This window comes from Streptomyces pseudoechinosporeus, assembly GCF_054783935.1.
The window spans coordinates 187,402-203,447 of sequence record NZ_BAAGPS010000011.1; the positions used below are offsets into that span (position 1 = coordinate 187,402).

A 16,046-nucleotide genomic window follows, 5' to 3' on the forward strand; every position below is an offset into this window, starting at 1 on the left:
TATGCACCTCCGACCGATCCCAGATCACCGATTCCGATCCCCGATCCGGAAGGGACACCATGATGTCCGTCGACACTCAGCAGGCGTCCGCCACCCTCACCGACGACGAGCTGAGGACGCTGGACGCCCACTGGCGCGCCGCGAACTACCTGTCCGTCGGCCAGATCTACCTCATGGCGAACCCCCTGCTGACCGAGCCGCTGCGCCCCGAGCACATCAAGCCGCGGCTGCTCGGCCACTGGGGCACCTCGCCCGGGCTCAACCTCGTGTACACCCACCTCAACCGGGTCATCCGGGCCCGTGACCTGGACGCCCTGTGTATCTGGGGCCCCGGGCACGGCGGCCCTGCGGTGGTCGCGGGCTCCTGGCTGGAGGGCTCGTACACCGAGACGTATCCCGACATCACGCGGGACGCGGCCGGGATGGCCCGCCTCTTCAAGCAGTTCTCGTTCCCCGGCGGCGTCCCCAGCCACGTGGCGCCCGAGACGCCCGGCTCCATCCACGAGGGCGGCGAACTGGGCTACTCCCTGTCGCACGCCTACGGTGCCGCCCTGGACAACCCCGATCTGGTGGTGACCTGCGTCATCGGCGACGGCGAGGCGGAGACCGGGCCGCTGGCCGCGTCCTGGCACTCCAACAAGTTCCTCGACCCCGTCCACGACGGCGCCGTCCTGCCGATCCTCCACCTCAACGGGTACAAGATCGCCAACCCGACGGTGCTCGCCCGGCTCCCCGAGCCGGAACTCGACGAACTGCTGCGCGGCTACGGCCACGACCCCATCCACGTCGCCGGCGACGCCCCGGCCGCTGTCCACCAGGCCATGGCGCAGGCCATGGACGCCGCGCTCGACCGCATCGCCGCCATCCAGCGCGCCGCACGTGAGGACGGCGCCACTGAGCGCCCGCGCTGGCCGGTGATCGTGCTGCGCACCCCGAAGGGCTGGACCGGTCCGGCGGAGGTCGACGGACTTCCGGTGGAAGGCACGTGGCGCTCCCACCAGGTGCCCCTGTCCGCCGTCCGCGACAACCCGGATCACCTGCGCCAGTTGGAGGCGTGGCTGCGTTCGTACCGCCCCGAGGAGCTCTTCGACGAGCACGGCAGTCCGGTCCCCGACGTCCTGGCGTGCGTCCCGGACGGCGCTCGCAGGCTCGGCGCCACCCCACACGCCAACGGTGGCCTCCTGCTGCGCGAACTGCCCTTGCCCTCGCTGGAGCGGTACGCCGTCCCCGTCGACAAACCCGGCACCGGCATGCACGAACCCACCCGCGTCCTCGGCGACCTGCTCGAAGACGTCATGCGCGCCACCACCGACCGGCGCGACTTCCGCCTCGTCGGCCCCGACGAGACCGCCTCCAACCGCCTCCAGGCTGTCTACGCGGCCAGCGGCAAGGCATGGCAGGCAGGGACCCTCGACGTGGACGAACACCTCGACCGGCACGGCCGGGTGATGGAGATCCTCTCCGAACACACCTGCCAGGGCTGGCTGGAGGGCTACCTGCTCACCGGCCGGCACGGGCTGTTCTCCTGCTACGAGGCGTTCGTGCACATCGTCGACTCGATGGTCAACCAGCACATCAAGTGGCTGCGCGTCACCCGCCGACTGCCCTGGCGCGCCCCCATCGCCTCCCTCAACTACCTGCTGACGTCGCACGTCTGGCGCCAGGACCACAACGGCTTCTCCCACCAGGACCCCGGCTTCGTCGACCACATCCTCAACAAGAGCCCCGAGGCCGTACGGGTCTATCTGCCGCCGGACGCCAACACGCTGCTGTCCGTCGCGGACCACGCGCTGCGCAGCCGCGACTACGTCAACGTCATCGTGGCCGGCAAGCAGCCCTGCTTCGACTGGCTGACGATGGACGAGGCGCGGGTGCACTGCGCACGCGGCGCCGGGATCTGGGACTGGGCCGGCACGGAGAACGGCGGTGAACCGGACGTGGTCCTGGCCTGCGCGGGGGACGTACCGACGCAGGAAGTGCTGGCCGCCGCCGGGCTGTTGCGCCGCCATCTGCCGCAACTGGCGGTGCGCGTGGTGAACGTCGTCGACATCGCCCGGCTCATGCCGCAGGGGGAACACCCGCACGGCATGACCGACTTCGAGTACGACGGGCTCTTCACACCGGACAAGCCGGTGATCTTCGCCTACCACGGCTACCCCTGGCTGATCCACCGGCTGGCCTACCGCCGCACCGGCCACCAGCACCTGCACGTGCGCGGCTACAAGGAGATCGGCACCACGACCACACCGTTCGACATGGTCGTCCGCAACGACATGGACCGCTACCGCCTGGTCATGGACGTCATCGACCGCGTACCGGGACTGGCGGTGCGCGCCGCGGCCGTACGCCAGCGCATGGAGGACGCCCGGCTACGCCACCACGACTGGATCCGCGCCCATGGCACCGACCTGCCGGAGGTCGCCGACTGGACCTGGGACGGCTGACAGACCGATGCCAATCGGGCTTGGACCGGGAGAGAAGGGGGCGTGGCCCAGGACGGGCCTCTCGGGCCGCTTGGCACCGCCGGCAGCACCGTCCAGGTGACGAGGCGGAAAAACTAAACCCCGTAGTCGATGCTCGGGTACCAGTCACCGCGGCCCCGTGGTGTCAGGTCGAGGAGGTGCCAGACGGGGGCCAGCAGGTCGATGCCCCGTTCATCGATGTCGTCGGCCATACGGGGGTGCGCGGAGTAGAAGTGGCGAACCGTGCCGTCGCCGTCACGCGTGAACACCGAGACCGTGGAGTCCTGTTCGCCGTCCTTGTCCTCGCTGCCCGTGTCGTACTTGAACGTGCTGTCCCCGCAGCTCAGCAGGCGCAGTCGGTGCCAGCCCCGGTTGCGGGCGTGCTGCCGCAGGGAGGGCGGGTCGGCGGCCGCGACGATGGCGAAGTCGGCGTTGCGAGCGACGTGGTGGGCGATGCCGTTGAAGCCGTCGGTCCACAGGGTGCACATCGGGCAGGGCTCGGTCTGCGCCTTGCCGTACATGAGCTGGTAGACGATCAGCGGGCGGTCCGGGGCGGTGAACAGTCCGCTCAGGGGGACCTCGCGGACCGGTGTGTCGCCGGCGTCGAGGTCGGCGGGGCCTTCGAGGAAGACGTAGTCGTCGACAGCCGGCCCCGGCGGGAGGGCCCGTCGCTGGTCGGCCACCTTCTCCTGGTGGCGCATGAGCTCGATCTCGGCCAGGCGCAGCTCCTCGCGGGCGGCGAGATATTCCTCGGATTCTCCGGCCAGTCTGGTGTGCCGCAACATCGCGTCCTCCTGGGTGGCCATTCCCCCCTGTCGGTAGTCCAAAGTCCAAGTCTAGGGCGGCAGCCGTGTTCCGACTCGGGCGCCGAGTCCGGGACTCGGAGTCCGTCCCGACCCGCTGTCGTGCACACCGACGGGGAGGACTCCGTCGGTGTGCAGGGTTTCGAGCACAGCCCCTCGACCTTGGGGACGTGCGGGTGCCCAGCCCGATGGCTGCGGGCGGGCCAGGCACTGGAACATGTGTTGCTCACGGCGAAGCCCGGCGGCTGGCTGCGCTATGCCCTGCGGGCTGCGCCTCACTGCGTACCGCGCGTCCCCCTGAGCTCGCGTCCGGTGACCATCTCGGACTCGATCCGTACGAACACGGCCTCCCGCAGGGGCATCCAGGACGGGGCCGGCCTGCGACAGCCGTTCGTGCTCGGCGGGATCGGTCACCACGGTGGCCCGACCGGTGAGGAGGTGGCGGTAGGTGCGGTTGCGCAGGACGCCGACGCGGGTGAAGGACACCCGCGTCGGCGTCGCCCCCGATCAGGCCGGTTCGTGGGCCCGGTCCGGCGGGGTCGCTGAGGCGCTGCCAAGAGTGCCTGGTTCGTCGTGGGCCAGGTGGTGGAAGAGCCTGCCCGGCCACCAGAACCAGCGGCCCAGGTCGAGGGCGAGGGCAGGAACCAGGACCGTTCGGACGAGGAAGGTGTCCAGCAGGACTCCGACGCCGACGAGGACTCCCATCTGGGCCATGGTCACCAGCGGCAGCCCGGCGAAGACGGCGAAGGTGGCGGCGAGGACGATGCCCGCGGAGGTGATGACGCCTCCGGTGCTGGTCAGGCCCTCCAGGACGCCGGGGGCGTGGCCGAGACGAGTGGCCTCCTCCTTCACGCGGTGCATGAGGAAGATGTTGTAGTCGATGCCGAGGGCGACCAGGAACACGAAGCCCATGAGCGGGATCGACCAGTCGACGCCCGCGTAGTCCAGGACGTGCTCGAAGAGGAGGTTCGAGGCGCCGAGGGCCGCGAAGTACGACAGCACCACGGTGGCCAGGAGCAGCAGCGGGGCGACCAGCGCCCGCAGCAGCCAGATCAGGACGGCCAGGACGACCAGGAGCACGATCGGGATGACCGTGGTCAGGTCGCGGTCGGAGGCACGCTGGGTGTCGAGGCTCTCGGCGGTGGTGCCGCCGACGAGGGCGTCCATCGGATGCACGGTTTCACGGAGCTTGTCGATCGTGTCCTTGGCCGCCTGGCTGTCCGGGGCGTCCTCCAGCACCACGGAGAGCGTGGTGAGTTCACCGTCCGGTGTGCGGTCGCCGCCGTCCTCGACGCGGGCGACGCCGTCCACGGTGGAGGCGGCCGTGCGGACCTCGGCGGCCCTGCCGGTGATGGTGACGATCTTCGCGGGGTCGGAGGCGCCGGAAGGGTAGTGTGCCGAGATCGTCTCCTGGGCGGTGACCGACTCGGGCTTGTCCTGGAACATCTCGGCCTGGGTCAGGCCCATGGAGATGCCGGCCGCGCTGAGGGCGAGGACGCCGGTGGCGGCGACGGACGTCATCCACGACCAGCGGGGGCGCAGGGCGATGGCGGCGCCGATGCGGGACCAGACGGTGTGCGGCTTGCGGGCGGGCGTGCCGTACTGCGGGACGAAGGGCCAGAAGACCCAGCGGCCCGCGATGACGAGCAGCGCCGGAAGCACCGTGACCATCGCGAGGAAGCCGCACACGACGCCGACCGCGCCGACCAGGCCCAGCGAGCGCGAGGAGTTGATGTCGGCGAAGGCCAGGCAGGCCAGGCCGACGGCGATGGTGGCGGCGGAGGCCAGGATCGCCGGGCCCGAGCGGCGCAGCGCGATCCGCATTGCCTGATGCCGGTCCTCGTGGCGGTGCAGTTCCTCGCGGTAGCGGGCGATGAGCAGCAGGGCGTAGTCGGTGCCGACGCCGAAGACGAGCACCATCAGCACGCCCGCGCTCTGCGGGTCCACGGGCAGTCCGGCGTGCTTGGCCAGCAGGTAGGTGCAGACCTGGGTGAGGACGGCCGCGAAGCCGACCGAGAGCAGGGGCAGGAGCCACAGGAAGGGACTGCGGTAAGTGATCAGCAGCAGGGCGGCCACGACCAGGCCGGTGGCGAGCAGCAGCGTCGAGTCGAGGCTGTCGAAGACCGCCACCGAGTCGGTGAGGGATCCGGCGGGACCGCCGACCTCGACGTCCACGCCGGGCGGCGCGTTGGCGCCGGCGATCTCGCGCAGCTCGTCGACCTTGTCGGTGATCCCGTCCTCGCTGTCGAGCGGGACCACGGTCATCAGCACCTGACCGTCCTCGGACGGGATCGGCCGCGAGACCTCCTCGCCCGCGGGGACGAACTTCGCGAAGGCGGTCCGGTCGGTGGCCGCCTTCGCGTCCGCTCCGTCGCCGGTGTAGACGACGACGGCGGGCATGACCGGGTCGGCACGGAACTTCTCCAGCTCCGTGTTGACCTGCGCGGACTCGGCGCCGCGCGGCAGGAAGGCGTTGGCACTCGAGTCCTCGACGTCGCCGAGCTTTCCGGCCAGTGGGCCGAGTGCGACGGCCACGATCAGCCAGGCGGCCAGGACGAGCCATTTGCCGCGCCGCCCGCCGGGCGCACGGGCGACACGCTGAAGCAGCGCACGCATGAGTAATCTCCTTGGGGTAGGGAGCGCGCCGCCGGTCGGTGACCGGCACAAGGGCGCACGGGGCCCGCACCACGGCGCAGAGGGTGTGACGACCTGCCGTGGTGTACGGGATGGGTGTGTCCGGGTGTGTTCTTCCTTGGTACGGCCGGGAGTTGCCGCTCCCGGCCGTACGCGAACAGTGGGTGTTATTCGATCTCGCGCATCATCTTCTCCATCGAGTTCACCGACAGCCGGGTCTGCGTCAGTTCGTCCAGGGTCTGCCGCTGCTCGTCGATGGTTCGGCGCTGCAACTCCACGGTGTCCTCAAGGAGTTGGGCGTACTTTGTCGCGAGTTCCTTGTACTGCTCTTCACGTGCCGCCAGCATCCGGGCCCGCCAGGTGGCGGCGACCTGCCAGACGATCACGATCAGCAGGGCGAAGAGCCCGGCCGCGCCGACGGCGCCGACCAGAATCCCCCACTCGTCCTCCCCGGCGGCGAATGTCACCAGTTCCTCATTCACTTCGCTTCCTCTTTCGCGGTCCGGTCAGCGGTCTCGGTGATCGTCGCGGCCGCCTGTGCGATGGCGTGGGGTGTCAACTCGTAGAAGAAGGGGGTGACTTCGAAGTACTTCATCGTCTTGCCGTCCTCCGCGAGTTCGAGCGTGCCGACGACCAGTCCGGCCGCCTCCAGGCGCTGCAGGTGCATGTGCAGCAGTGGGCGGCCCATGCCGATCTCACGGGCGAGCGCGCTGACGTAGTTCCGGCTCTCCATGAGCGCCGCGACGATCCGCATCCGGTGCGGATTGCCGAGCGCGGAGAGCACCTTCAGCAACTCGTCGCCCGTCGGTGCCGGAGGCGGGACCTCGGGCATCGCGGCCCCTTTCCGTCGTACCTGTCAGGAAAGGCTGACAGGCGCTTCGGGCACCTGTCAAAGATTCCTGACACATCTCGGGGAGAGATGGGGGGCATCTCAGGGTCGGCTCGGGGGGGTGCGGGTGCTCCCGCTGTCGTACGCGCTCCGCGACCCGCTGGGCACGCGACCGGGCTCGGAGATCCCTGGACTGGAGGACCCGTCCGATCCGTTCCCTAAGGTCGCTCAGAGCCAGTCTCGCCGCTTGAAAATCACGTACAGACTGGCACAAACAACTGCCATCAGGACGATCGCGAACGGGTGGTACTCCACCGCGAACAGCCCGTTCGGCACCGACGTAGGCGCATCGCCCGACGGTGGATTCGTGGTCAACGTCTTCCTGCACGACACCGTGGCCGCGGCGTCGCACGAGCTGGGATACCTGTCGTAGTGCCCTACTCGACGGGGCGCGGGCCGGCCACCTCGTCGTAGTAGGTCTCGGCCGACGGGCCGAGGACCTCGTGGGCCTCCAGGAACATCTCGTGGGCCTCGTGGCCCACCCAGCCCGCCGGGAGGAGTTCGGTCGGCAGGTCCGGGTCGCGGAAGGGGAACTTGCGGTAGTCGTAGGTCAGTCGCATGCGCTCGACCAGCGCCTCCTCGGGGCTGAGGTGCCCGGCCCGGTACGACGGCATCCGGCTTCGGTAGGTGCGCAGCAGCTCCCGGTAGTCCTCGTTGAGGGCGGCGAGGTCCCAGCTGCGCGCCGCCATCTCGCGGTCGACGGGCAGCCCGCCGGACTGGCAGCGCAGGGTGTCCAGGCGGATGGCAGGCTCGTCGGCGAACTTCTCCCGGACCTGCTGGAGCCGGTCGTGCGGGGAGACGTACGTGGACGGGGCCAGAGGGCCGAAGCCCAGCCAGGCCAGCTCCTTGCGGATGCGGTCGCGTGCACCGCGCTCACTCTCGGGGACCGAGTAGATGACCATGTACCAGTGCCGGTCCCAGTCGGACGGTGCCCGGTCGAAGATGCGTGAGCGGCCCTCGTCGAGGAGCTGGAGACTGCGCTTGTTGAGCGCGTAGAGCGTCTCCCTGCCCTCGCGTCGGACGTCGAACCACCCCTCCTTGCGCAGGCGCGCGAGAACCACCCGCACCGTGCTCTCACCGACACCGAAGCAGCCCATCAGTGTGCTGAGGGTGCGCAGCCGGGCGGTGCCGCCGCGGTAGCGGACGTAGTCGCCGAACAGGTCGAAGACGATCGATCGAGGCTTCACGGAATCGACTATGGCACACGGACGGCCGTCGTGATGATGAGTCATCCGACCGAGAGAACCCATGTTTCCACAGGGAAATCAGCCTCGGTTATGCGCAACAGATTACTGACGTCCGTTTGTGTATTGACACAAGATGCGTCTGAGCCTGAGTCTGGGCCTGTACTCGACGTGGAGGCAGGAGCCATGGTTTCTCGGATCGCTTGCGTGGGAGGCGGCCCCGGTGGGCTGTTCTTCGCGGCGCTCATCAAGCAGGCCGATCCGTCGGTCGAGGTGACGGTCTTCGAGCGGAACCGCCCGGAGGACACCTTCGGCTTCGGCGTGGTGTTCTCGGACGCGACGCTGGCCGCCATCCACGCGGCGGATCCCGTCCTGCGCACCGCGCTCGCGGAGCACGGCCGGCACTGGGACGACATCGAGGTGCGGCTCAAGGGGCGGCGGATCCGGTGCGGCGGCAACGGCATGGCCGCCATCACCCGCAAGACCCTGCTGGAGCTGCTGCACCGGCGGGCCGAGGAGGTCGGCGTCGAGCTCCGGTTCAGCCACGAGGTTCCCGCGGACCCCGCGCAACTGGCCGACTACGACCTGATCGTGGCCGCCGACGGGGCGAACTCCCGGTTCCGTGACCGTCTCACTGACGTGCTCGTGCCGGAGGTGGAAGTCGCGACCGCCAAGTTCATCTGGTTCGGCACGAACTACCTCTTCGACGGTCTGACCTTCGTGCACGAGCACGGCCCGCACGGCACCTTCGCCGTGCACGGTTACCCGATCAGCGACAGCGTCAGCACCTTCATCGTCGAGACCGACGAGGAGTCCTGGCGGCGGGCGGGGCTCGACGAGTTCGACACCGCCCAGCCGCCGGGCCCGAGCGACGAGAAGACCAAGCACTACCTGGAGAAGCTCTTCGCCGAGCAGATCGACGGCCACGAACTGCTGGTCAACAACTCGCGCTGGGGCAACTTCCGCACCCTCCGCACCCGGCGCTGGCACAGCGGCAACGTCGTCCTGGTCGGCGACGCCGCGCACACCGCGCACTTCTCCGTCGGCTCCGGCACCAAGATGGCCTTGGAGGACGCCGTCGCCCTCGCCGACAGCCTCCTCGCCCACCGTCACGACCTCGCGAGCGCCCTGGACGCGTACGAGGCGGCGCGGCAGCCCTCGGTGGCGAAGATCCAGGGCGCCGCTCGGCCGAGCCTGTCGTGGTGGGAGCACTTCGGGCGCTACCACGACGCGTTCGAACCGACGCGGTTCGCCTTCCACTTCATCTCCCGCAGCATCGGCAAGGAACGGATCGCGCGCCGCGACCCGGAGTTCGTCGAGCAGGTCGTACAGGACTGGCGGGCGGCGCACGAGGGGCTCGATCCCCTGGACACGCCGTTCCGGGAGTTCGGCGGACGGCGGCTGACCGCGGCGGAGCTCGCGGCGTTGCGCTCCGAGGGGTGCCTGTGGTTCACCGCACCCGGGGGTGAGGATCAACTGCCGGAGATCTTCGGCGAGTTGGACGGCGCCCTGGGTGACGACACGCCCCCGGATCTGGTCGCCGTGCAGGGCGGAACCGCGCTCACCCGGTCGCTGCTCGCCGAGCAGGCCCGGCTGGTGCACGGCGTACCCGTGCTGATCGTGGAGGACGTGATGGACGACGACCGGGCCGAGACGCTGCTGCTGTCCGGGCGCGCCGACCTGGTGGCGGGGGAGCGGGAATGAGCACCGACCTGACGCCGATGCTCGCGCCCGAGGGCGTGGTGGTGATCGGCGCCTCACGGCAGAGCGGCAAGCTGGGCGCCGCCATGGCCCGTTCGCTGGCTCCCTTCCCCGGCGCCCGTGCCCTGGTCAACGCGCGGCGCCCGGAGCCCGGCGAGGGCGTGTACGCCTCGGTCGCGGAAGCCGCCGTGCACACCGACGCACGGCTCGACCTGGCCGTGCTCTGCGTACCGGCGGCCGGCTGCGCCCAGGCACTGGCCGAGGCGGCCGCCGCGGGCTGCCGTGCGGCGCTGGTCTGCGCGGGCGGTTTCGGCGAGGCGGGCCCGGAGGGCGAGCAGTACGCGGAGGCACTGCGTCGCGTTGCCCAGGACACGGGGATCCGCCTGCTCGGTCCCAACACCTCCGGCTTCTTCGCCCCCCACCTCGGACTGACGGCCAGCTTCGTGCCCGCGGCCGGGCAGCTGCCGGCCGGAGACATCGCGGTCGTCGCGGCCAGCGGCGGCGTCAACCACGCGCTCTCCTTCGACCTGGTCGCCGCCGGGAACGGGATCAGCGTCGGCGTCGGCATCGGGGCAGGCCTCGACGTCACCGCCGCGGACGTCCTGGAGCACCTCGCGGGGGACGGCCGTACGACGGCCGTCGCACTGCACCTGGAGACGGTTCCGGACGGGCCACGGCTGGTCGAGGCCGTACGCCTGGTGGCGTCCGTCAAGCCGGTCGTGGCGCTCGTCGTCGGCCGCAGCGACGTCGGTGACTTCGCCCGGTCGCACACCGGGGCGCTCGCCACCTCCTGGCGTACGACGCGCGCCGCGCTGCGGCAGGCCGGGGCGGTGGTCGTGGACGACGAACGGGAGATGGTGGACGCACTCACCGCGCTCTCCCGCATCCAGTTGCGTCCCCACCCGGACCCGGGGCTCGGCATCGTGACCGCCCAGGCGGGGCCGGGGCTGCTGTTGGCGGACCGGGCGGGCACCGACGGCGTACGGATGCCTGAGCTGGCCGAGACCACGCAGCGCACGCTGAGTGAGCTGCTGCCCCCGCTCACCTACCAGCGCAATCCGGTCGACACCGGCCGGCCCGCCGAGACCTTTGCCCGTGTCCTCGACGCCACGGCCGCGGATCCGGCGGTAGACCTGCTCGCCGTCTACGCCCTGACCGAGCCCGACAGCGTCGACCTCGCCTCGGCCGCGCAGGACGCCGGCCTCGGTGCGGACTCCCCGGCCGTGGTGGTCGTCGGCGGCCTTCCCGAGGATGTTGCCGAACAGCGGGCGCGGCTGCACAAGGCGGGGATTCCGGCGCTCACCGGACCGGCCTCCGCCGCCAATGCCGTACGGGCGCTGGTGACGCATGCCCGGCAGCGGGCCGTGCGCGCCGACAGGTCTTCGCAGGAGACGGCTGCCTCCGTGCCGTCCGGCCCGCTGGACGAGGACGCCGCCAAGTCGTTCCTCGCTTCCCTCGGGATCCGCACCCCCGACCGCGTCGCTTGCGACACCCGCGCCGACGCCCACTACGCCCTGCGCCTGCTGGGCGGGCCCGTCGCGGTCAAGGTGCTCGACGCCGCGATCCTCCACAAGACGGAGATCGGCGGAGTCCACCTGGGTGTCCGCACCCCCGGCGAACTCGACACGGCGCTGGACGCCATCGGCCCCGGCCACCGCTACCTGGTCGAGGCGATGGCCCCGGCCGGCGTCGACCTCGTACTCGGCGTACGGCGGGATCCCGTCTTCGGGCCGGTCGTCCTCGCCGGTCTTGGCGGAACGGCCGCCGAGGCCCTTGCAGACGTGGCGATCCGGCTCGCCCCGTTGTCCGCGGACGAGGCCGCCGGGATGCCCGACGACCTGGCCGCCCGCGCCCTGCTCGCCGGCTGGCGCGGCGGACCGGTGCTCGACCGGGCCGAGTTCGGGCGGGTCACCGCCGCGCTCGCGGCCGCCCTGGCCGCGAGCCCGGACACTGCAGAGATCGAGATCAACCCCCTGCGGCTCACCGCCGACGGGCTGATCGCCCTGGACGCCGTGATCGTGCACACGGCCGACCGCACCTGAGGAGAACGACCATGCCAAGGCCGAGCAGCAACGGCGCTGTCCCCTGGCCCGCGGAGTACGCCGAGCGCTACACCGCGAAGGGTTACTGGGAAGGCCACGCCATCGGCGACCGGCTCCACGCCGCCGCCGACGCCACTGCCGACGCGGTCGCGCTCGTCGACGGCGACCAGCGGCTGACGTACCGTCAACTCGCCGGGCGCGCGGACGCCGTGGCCCTGCGCCTGGCCGCGCTCGGGCTCCGCCCGGACGACCGGCTCGTGGTGCAACTGCCCAACACCGCCGAGTTCGTGATCCTCACCTACGCCTGTCTGCGCCTCGGCGTCATCCCGGTGATGGCACTGCCCGGGCACCGCAGACACGAGATCGGGCACCTGGTCGAGCACAGCGAGGCCGTGGCCATCGCGGTGCCGGACTTCCTCAAGGACCACGACCACCAGTCGATGGCCTTCGAGGTCGCCGACGACTCTCCAACCCTTCAGCACATCCTCGTACTCGGCGACAAGGTCGGCGACGATGCCGTGGACCTGCGGGAGTTGTGCGCCGCTCCCGGCACACCTGAGGACCGGGCCGCCGTGGACGCGTACCGGCCCGACAGCCGGTCGATCGCCGTCTTCCTGCTCTCCGGCGGTACGACCGGTCTGCCCAAGCTCATCGCCCGCACGCACGACGACTACGTCTACAACGCCCGCCGCAGCGCCGAGGTCTGCGGATTCGGCCCCGACACGGTCTACTTCGCCGCGCTGCCCCTCGGCCACAACTTCCCGCTCGCCTGCCCGGGCTTGCTCGGCGCGCTGCTGAACGGCGGCCGGGTGGTGCTGGGCTCCCCCAACCCGGAGAAGGCCTTCCCGCTGCTCGAGCAGGAGGGCGTCACCGCTTCGGCCCTGGTCCCGGCCATCGCCCAGCGCTGGCTCGACCACCACCGCGAACACCCCGGAACCGACCTGAGCTCGCTGCGCCTCCTCCAGGTCGGCGGCTCCCGGCTCGCCGACCATGTCGCCCGCCGCGTACGCCCCGAGCTGGGCTGCACGCTCCAGCAGGTGTTCGGCATGGCCGAGGGGCTGCTCAACTACACGCGTCTGGACGACCCGGAAGACGTCATCTGTACGACGCAGGGGCGCCCCATGTGCGAGGACGACGAACTCCTCGTCGTGGACGAGCTGGGCAATCCGGTCCCGGAGGGGGCCCCGGGGGTGCTGCTCACCCGCGGCCCGTACACCCCACGCGGCTACTACCGCGCCGAGGAGCAGAACGCCCGCGCCTTCACCGAGGACGGCTGGTACCGCACCGGCGACATCGTGCGGCTGCTGCCTGACGGCAACCTGGTCGTCGAGGGCCGCGACAAGGACATGATCATCCGAGGCGGGGAGAACATCTCCGCCGAGGAGATCGAGAACTTCGCCTACCAGACCCCCGGCATCGCCCGCGCCGCCGCCGTGGCGATGCCCGACGCCCGCCTCGGCGAGCGCGTCTGCCTCTACGTCGTACCGGAACCGGGTCGCACCGTGACCCTCGACGACGTCCACCACGTCATGGAGCGCGCGGGCATCGCGCGTTTCAAGTTCCCGGACCGGCTGGTGACGGTCCCCGAACTCGCCGCCACCAAGGTCGGAAAGATCGACAAGAAAGCGCTGCGCGCCGACATCACGCGCCGGCTCGACGCCGAAGGAACCCCCGATGACCAGTGACAGCTACGGCATTGCGCCCGTCATAGCCCCGGAGGAGACGGACCCCGAACTCCGGAAGCTGTACGACGGATTCGCGGCGGCCGGGCTCATCCCGCTGTGGACCGAGATCGGCAACCTCATGCCGATGACCCCACAGCCCGAGGCCGTCCCGCACGTCTGGCCGTGGGACACCCTGCTGCCGCTCGCCCGCCGGTCCGGAGACCTGGTGCCGGTCGGGCGCGGCGGTGAGCGCCGCGCCATCGCCCTCGCCAACCCCGGCCTGCCCGGACGGCCGTACGCAACTCCCAACCTCTGGGCGGCGATTCAGTACCTGGGCCCGCGCGAGGTCGCCCCCGCCCACCGTCACTCGCAGGGCGCGTTCCGGTTCATCCTGGAGGGCGAGGGCGTGTGGACGGTCGTCAACGGCGACGCCGTCGAGATGCGGCCCGGCGACCTGCTGCTCACCCCGTCGATGCACTGGCACGGCCACCATCACGTCGGCGACGCGCCGATGGTCTGGCTGGACGGCCTCGACATCCCGCTCGTGCATCGCCTGGACGCCGGGTTCTTCGAGTTCGGCGAGGACGGGGTGTCGGACCGGTCGACCCCGTCGCGGTCACGGAACGAGCGGCTGTGGGGTCACCCGGGGCTACGGCCGATCGGCGCCCCGGACAGTCCCAACTCCCCGTTGATGGCCTACCGTTGGGCCGACACCGACGACGCCCTCACCGCCCAGCTGGAGCTGGCGGACGAAGGACACCCCGGCGTCATCGAGCCCGGCCACGCCGGTGTCCGCTTCACCAACCCCGCCACCGGCCGCGACGCCCTGGCCAGCCTGCGCACCGAGATGCACCGCCTGCGCCCGCGCACGGCCACCGCCACCCGCCGCACGGTGGGCTCCTCGGTCTGGCAGGTGTTCCGCGGCAGCGGCACCGTCACCCTCGACGACCGCGTGATCGAAGTGACCGCAGGCGACCTGATCACCGTCCCCTCCTGGTGCGCGCTCACCATCGCCGCGCACACGCAGCTCGACCTGTTCACCTTCAGCGACGCGCCCCTCTACGAGGCGCTCAACCTCGCCCGCACCGAAACGACCGGGAGCACGGCCTCATGAAGCTCGCCACCATCCGCACCGCCGACCGCACGGCGGCCGTCCGCCTCGACGGCGGCAGGGCCGTGGAGACCGGAGCCCCCGACGTCGCCGCCCTGCTGCGCCGCCCCGACTGGAGTGCGTACGCGACCGCCGCCGACGGCCCGGCGCACGAGGTGGCCACGCTCGACTTCGCCCCGGTCGTCACGACCCCCGCGAAGATCTTCTGCGTGGGCCACAACTACCGAACCCACATCGCGGAGATGGGCCGCGAGATGCCGTCGTACCCCGCCCTCTTCGGCAAGTTCGCCAACGTCCTGCTCGGCGCCCGCGACGACATCGTCCACCCGGGCGAGACGGAGCAGCTGGACTGGGAGGCCGAACTCGGCTTCGTCATCGGCTCCCGGCTGCGCCGCCGGGCCACCAAGGAGGAGGCGGCGGCCGCGATCGCCGGCTACACCGTCGTCAACGACGTCTCCATGCGGGACTGGCAGTGGCGTACCCCGCAGTGGCTGCAGGGCAAGGCGTGGGAGGCCAGCACCCCGGCCGGTCCCTGGCTGGTGACCGGCGGCGAGATCGACGACGCGGCCGACCTGGAGATCCGCCTCGAGGTGGACGGCGAGGTCATGCAGCGCTCGCGCACGTCCGACCTGCTCTTCACCCCGGCGGACATCGCCGCGTACCTCAGCACGTTCACGACGCTGGAGCCGGGTGACCTCGTTCTCACCGGTACACCGGGCGGGGTCGGCGCGGCCCGCGATCCCAAGGTGTTCCTGAAGCCCGGCCAGGTCGTACGGACCGTGGTGGAGGGCATCGGGGAATGCGTGAACACGGTCGTCGAGGACAAGCCGTGACCGTCCTCGTCGTCCGGTCGCAGACCTGGGTCGAGGCGGGGCAGCTCGCGCTGCAGCAGGCGGTCGACGCGCTGCCCGCCGACGCGGTGACCGAGCCGTCCGCCCTCCCCGGCTGGACCCGCGGCCACCTCCTCACCCACCTCGCGCGCAACGCCGACGCCCTGGTCAACCTGCTGACCTGGGCCCGGACCGGGATCCGTACGCCCATGTACGCCTCGCCGGACCAACGCGCCACGGACATCGAGGCGGGCGCCGGACGGTCCTTGGCCGAACAACGGGACGACGTGCGGGAGTCCGCCGCCCGTTTCCGGAAAGCCGCCCGGTCGCTGTCGGCCGACGCCTGGTCGGCCACGGTCGTCAGCGCGCAGGGCCGCGAGATCCCGGCGTCGGAGGTGCCGTGGCTGCGGGCTCGCGAGGTGTGGATCCACCTGGTCGACCTCCGTGTGGGCGTCGGCATGGACGCGCTGCCGCCCGACTTCGCCTGGGCCCTCGTACGCGAGGTGGCCGGGTGGATGTCGGCCCGCGTCGCCCCGGGTATCGGTGCCGAACTGTCGGCGGACGGCCACGACCCCGTCGTCCTGGGCACGCCCACCACCGGCGTCACGGTCACCGGGCCGCCGTACGCCCTGGCCGCCTGGCTCACCGGCCGGAGCGGTACCGACGAACTGCACATCATCGGTGAACTCCCTGAAATTCCACGCTGGTTGTGAGCCGGACGTGGCT

General features: G+C 71.1%; 12 protein-coding genes and 2 pseudogenes. 8 read left to right on the top strand and 6 right to left on the bottom strand.

The genetic code is table 11. The annotated features are described in order from the left end of the window. The first annotated feature begins 62 nt into the window (after positions 1-62). Complete coding sequence (locus ACYVO6_RS17310) at positions 63-2,444, top strand: phosphoketolase family protein (RefSeq protein WP_461062331.1); 2,382 nt, start codon at positions 63-65, stop codon at positions 2,442-2,444. Between the two features lie 113 nt (positions 2,445-2,557). Here ACYVO6_RS17310 and ACYVO6_RS17315 read toward each other — a convergent pair whose 3' ends face one another. The 5 genes and pseudogenes from ACYVO6_RS17315 to ACYVO6_RS17335 form a co-directional block, all read right to left on the bottom strand. Further along, positions 2,558-3,289 (bottom strand): DUF899 family protein, encoded by a 732-nt coding sequence (locus tag ACYVO6_RS17315; protein ID WP_461062195.1) that lies wholly within the window; start codon positions 3,287-3,289, stop codon positions 2,558-2,560. A 251-nt stretch (positions 3,290-3,540) separates the two neighbouring features. Continuing rightward, positions 3,541-3,703: pseudogene (locus ACYVO6_RS17320) on the bottom strand (pyridoxamine 5'-phosphate oxidase family protein); the annotation flags it as partial. A gap of 69 nt (positions 3,704-3,772) precedes the next feature. Then, positions 3,773-5,881, bottom strand: coding sequence for an MMPL family transporter (locus ACYVO6_RS17325; RefSeq protein WP_461062197.1), 2,109 nt, complete (start codon positions 5,879-5,881; stop codon positions 3,773-3,775). 185 nt (positions 5,882-6,066) lie between these two features. Then, positions 6,067-6,381, bottom strand: a complete 315-nt coding sequence (locus ACYVO6_RS17330) for a hypothetical protein (protein ID WP_461062199.1) — start codon at positions 6,379-6,381, stop codon at positions 6,067-6,069. Then, entirely contained in the window at positions 6,378-6,731 is a 354-nt protein-coding gene (locus ACYVO6_RS17335) for an ArsR/SmtB family transcription factor (protein WP_461062201.1), read from the bottom strand. The genes ACYVO6_RS17330 and ACYVO6_RS17335 overlap by 4 nt, the downstream gene beginning before the upstream one ends. A gap of 301 nt (positions 6,732-7,032) precedes the next feature. Between ACYVO6_RS17335 and ACYVO6_RS17340 the strand changes: the two are divergent. Further along, positions 7,033-7,119 (top strand): annotated as a pseudogene (locus tag ACYVO6_RS17340) (DUF899 domain-containing protein); the annotation flags it as partial. Between the two features lie 46 nt (positions 7,120-7,165). On the opposite strand, the gene ACYVO6_RS17345 reads toward ACYVO6_RS17340, so the two are convergent. Then, entirely contained in the window at positions 7,166-7,975 is an 810-nt protein-coding gene (locus tag ACYVO6_RS17345; protein WP_461062203.1) for a PaaX family transcriptional regulator, read from the bottom strand. A 183-nt stretch (positions 7,976-8,158) separates the two neighbouring features. Here ACYVO6_RS17345 and ACYVO6_RS17350 point away from each other — a divergent pair, with 183 nt between their 5' ends. The 6 genes from ACYVO6_RS17350 to ACYVO6_RS17375 are packed head-to-tail and all read left to right on the top strand — an operon-like array spanning position 8,159 to position 16,033. Next, positions 8,159-9,676, top strand: a complete 1,518-nt coding sequence (locus ACYVO6_RS17350) for an FAD-dependent monooxygenase (protein ID WP_461062205.1) — start codon at positions 8,159-8,161, stop codon at positions 9,674-9,676. Next, positions 9,673-11,715 carry an acetate--CoA ligase family protein gene (locus ACYVO6_RS17355; protein WP_461062207.1) on the top strand — a complete coding sequence of 681 codons (2,043 nt, stop codon included), beginning with the start codon at positions 9,673-9,675 and terminating at the stop codon, positions 11,713-11,715. Before ACYVO6_RS17350 ends, ACYVO6_RS17355 begins: the two co-directional genes overlap by 4 nt. A gap of 11 nt (positions 11,716-11,726) precedes the next feature. Beyond that, positions 11,727-13,400, top strand: coding sequence for a (2,3-dihydroxybenzoyl)adenylate synthase (locus tag ACYVO6_RS17360; RefSeq protein WP_461062209.1), 1,674 nt, complete (start codon positions 11,727-11,729; stop codon positions 13,398-13,400). Then, positions 13,390-14,493 carry a cupin domain-containing protein gene (locus ACYVO6_RS17365; RefSeq protein WP_461062211.1) on the top strand — a complete coding sequence of 368 codons (1,104 nt, stop codon included), beginning with the start codon at positions 13,390-13,392 and terminating at the stop codon, positions 14,491-14,493. Before ACYVO6_RS17360 ends, ACYVO6_RS17365 begins: the two co-directional genes overlap by 11 nt. Next, the gene (locus tag ACYVO6_RS17370; protein WP_461062213.1) at positions 14,490-15,323 is read left to right on the top strand and encodes a fumarylacetoacetate hydrolase family protein; all 834 of its coding nucleotides are present in this window, start codon (positions 14,490-14,492) and stop codon (positions 15,321-15,323) included. Before ACYVO6_RS17365 ends, ACYVO6_RS17370 begins: the two co-directional genes overlap by 4 nt. Next, positions 15,320-16,033: a maleylpyruvate isomerase family mycothiol-dependent enzyme gene (locus ACYVO6_RS17375; RefSeq protein ID WP_461062215.1), complete on the top strand. Its 714-nt coding sequence runs from the start codon at positions 15,320-15,322 to the stop codon at positions 16,031-16,033. The genes ACYVO6_RS17370 and ACYVO6_RS17375 overlap by 4 nt, the downstream gene beginning before the upstream one ends. The last annotated feature ends 13 nt before the right edge of the window (positions 16,034-16,046 follow it).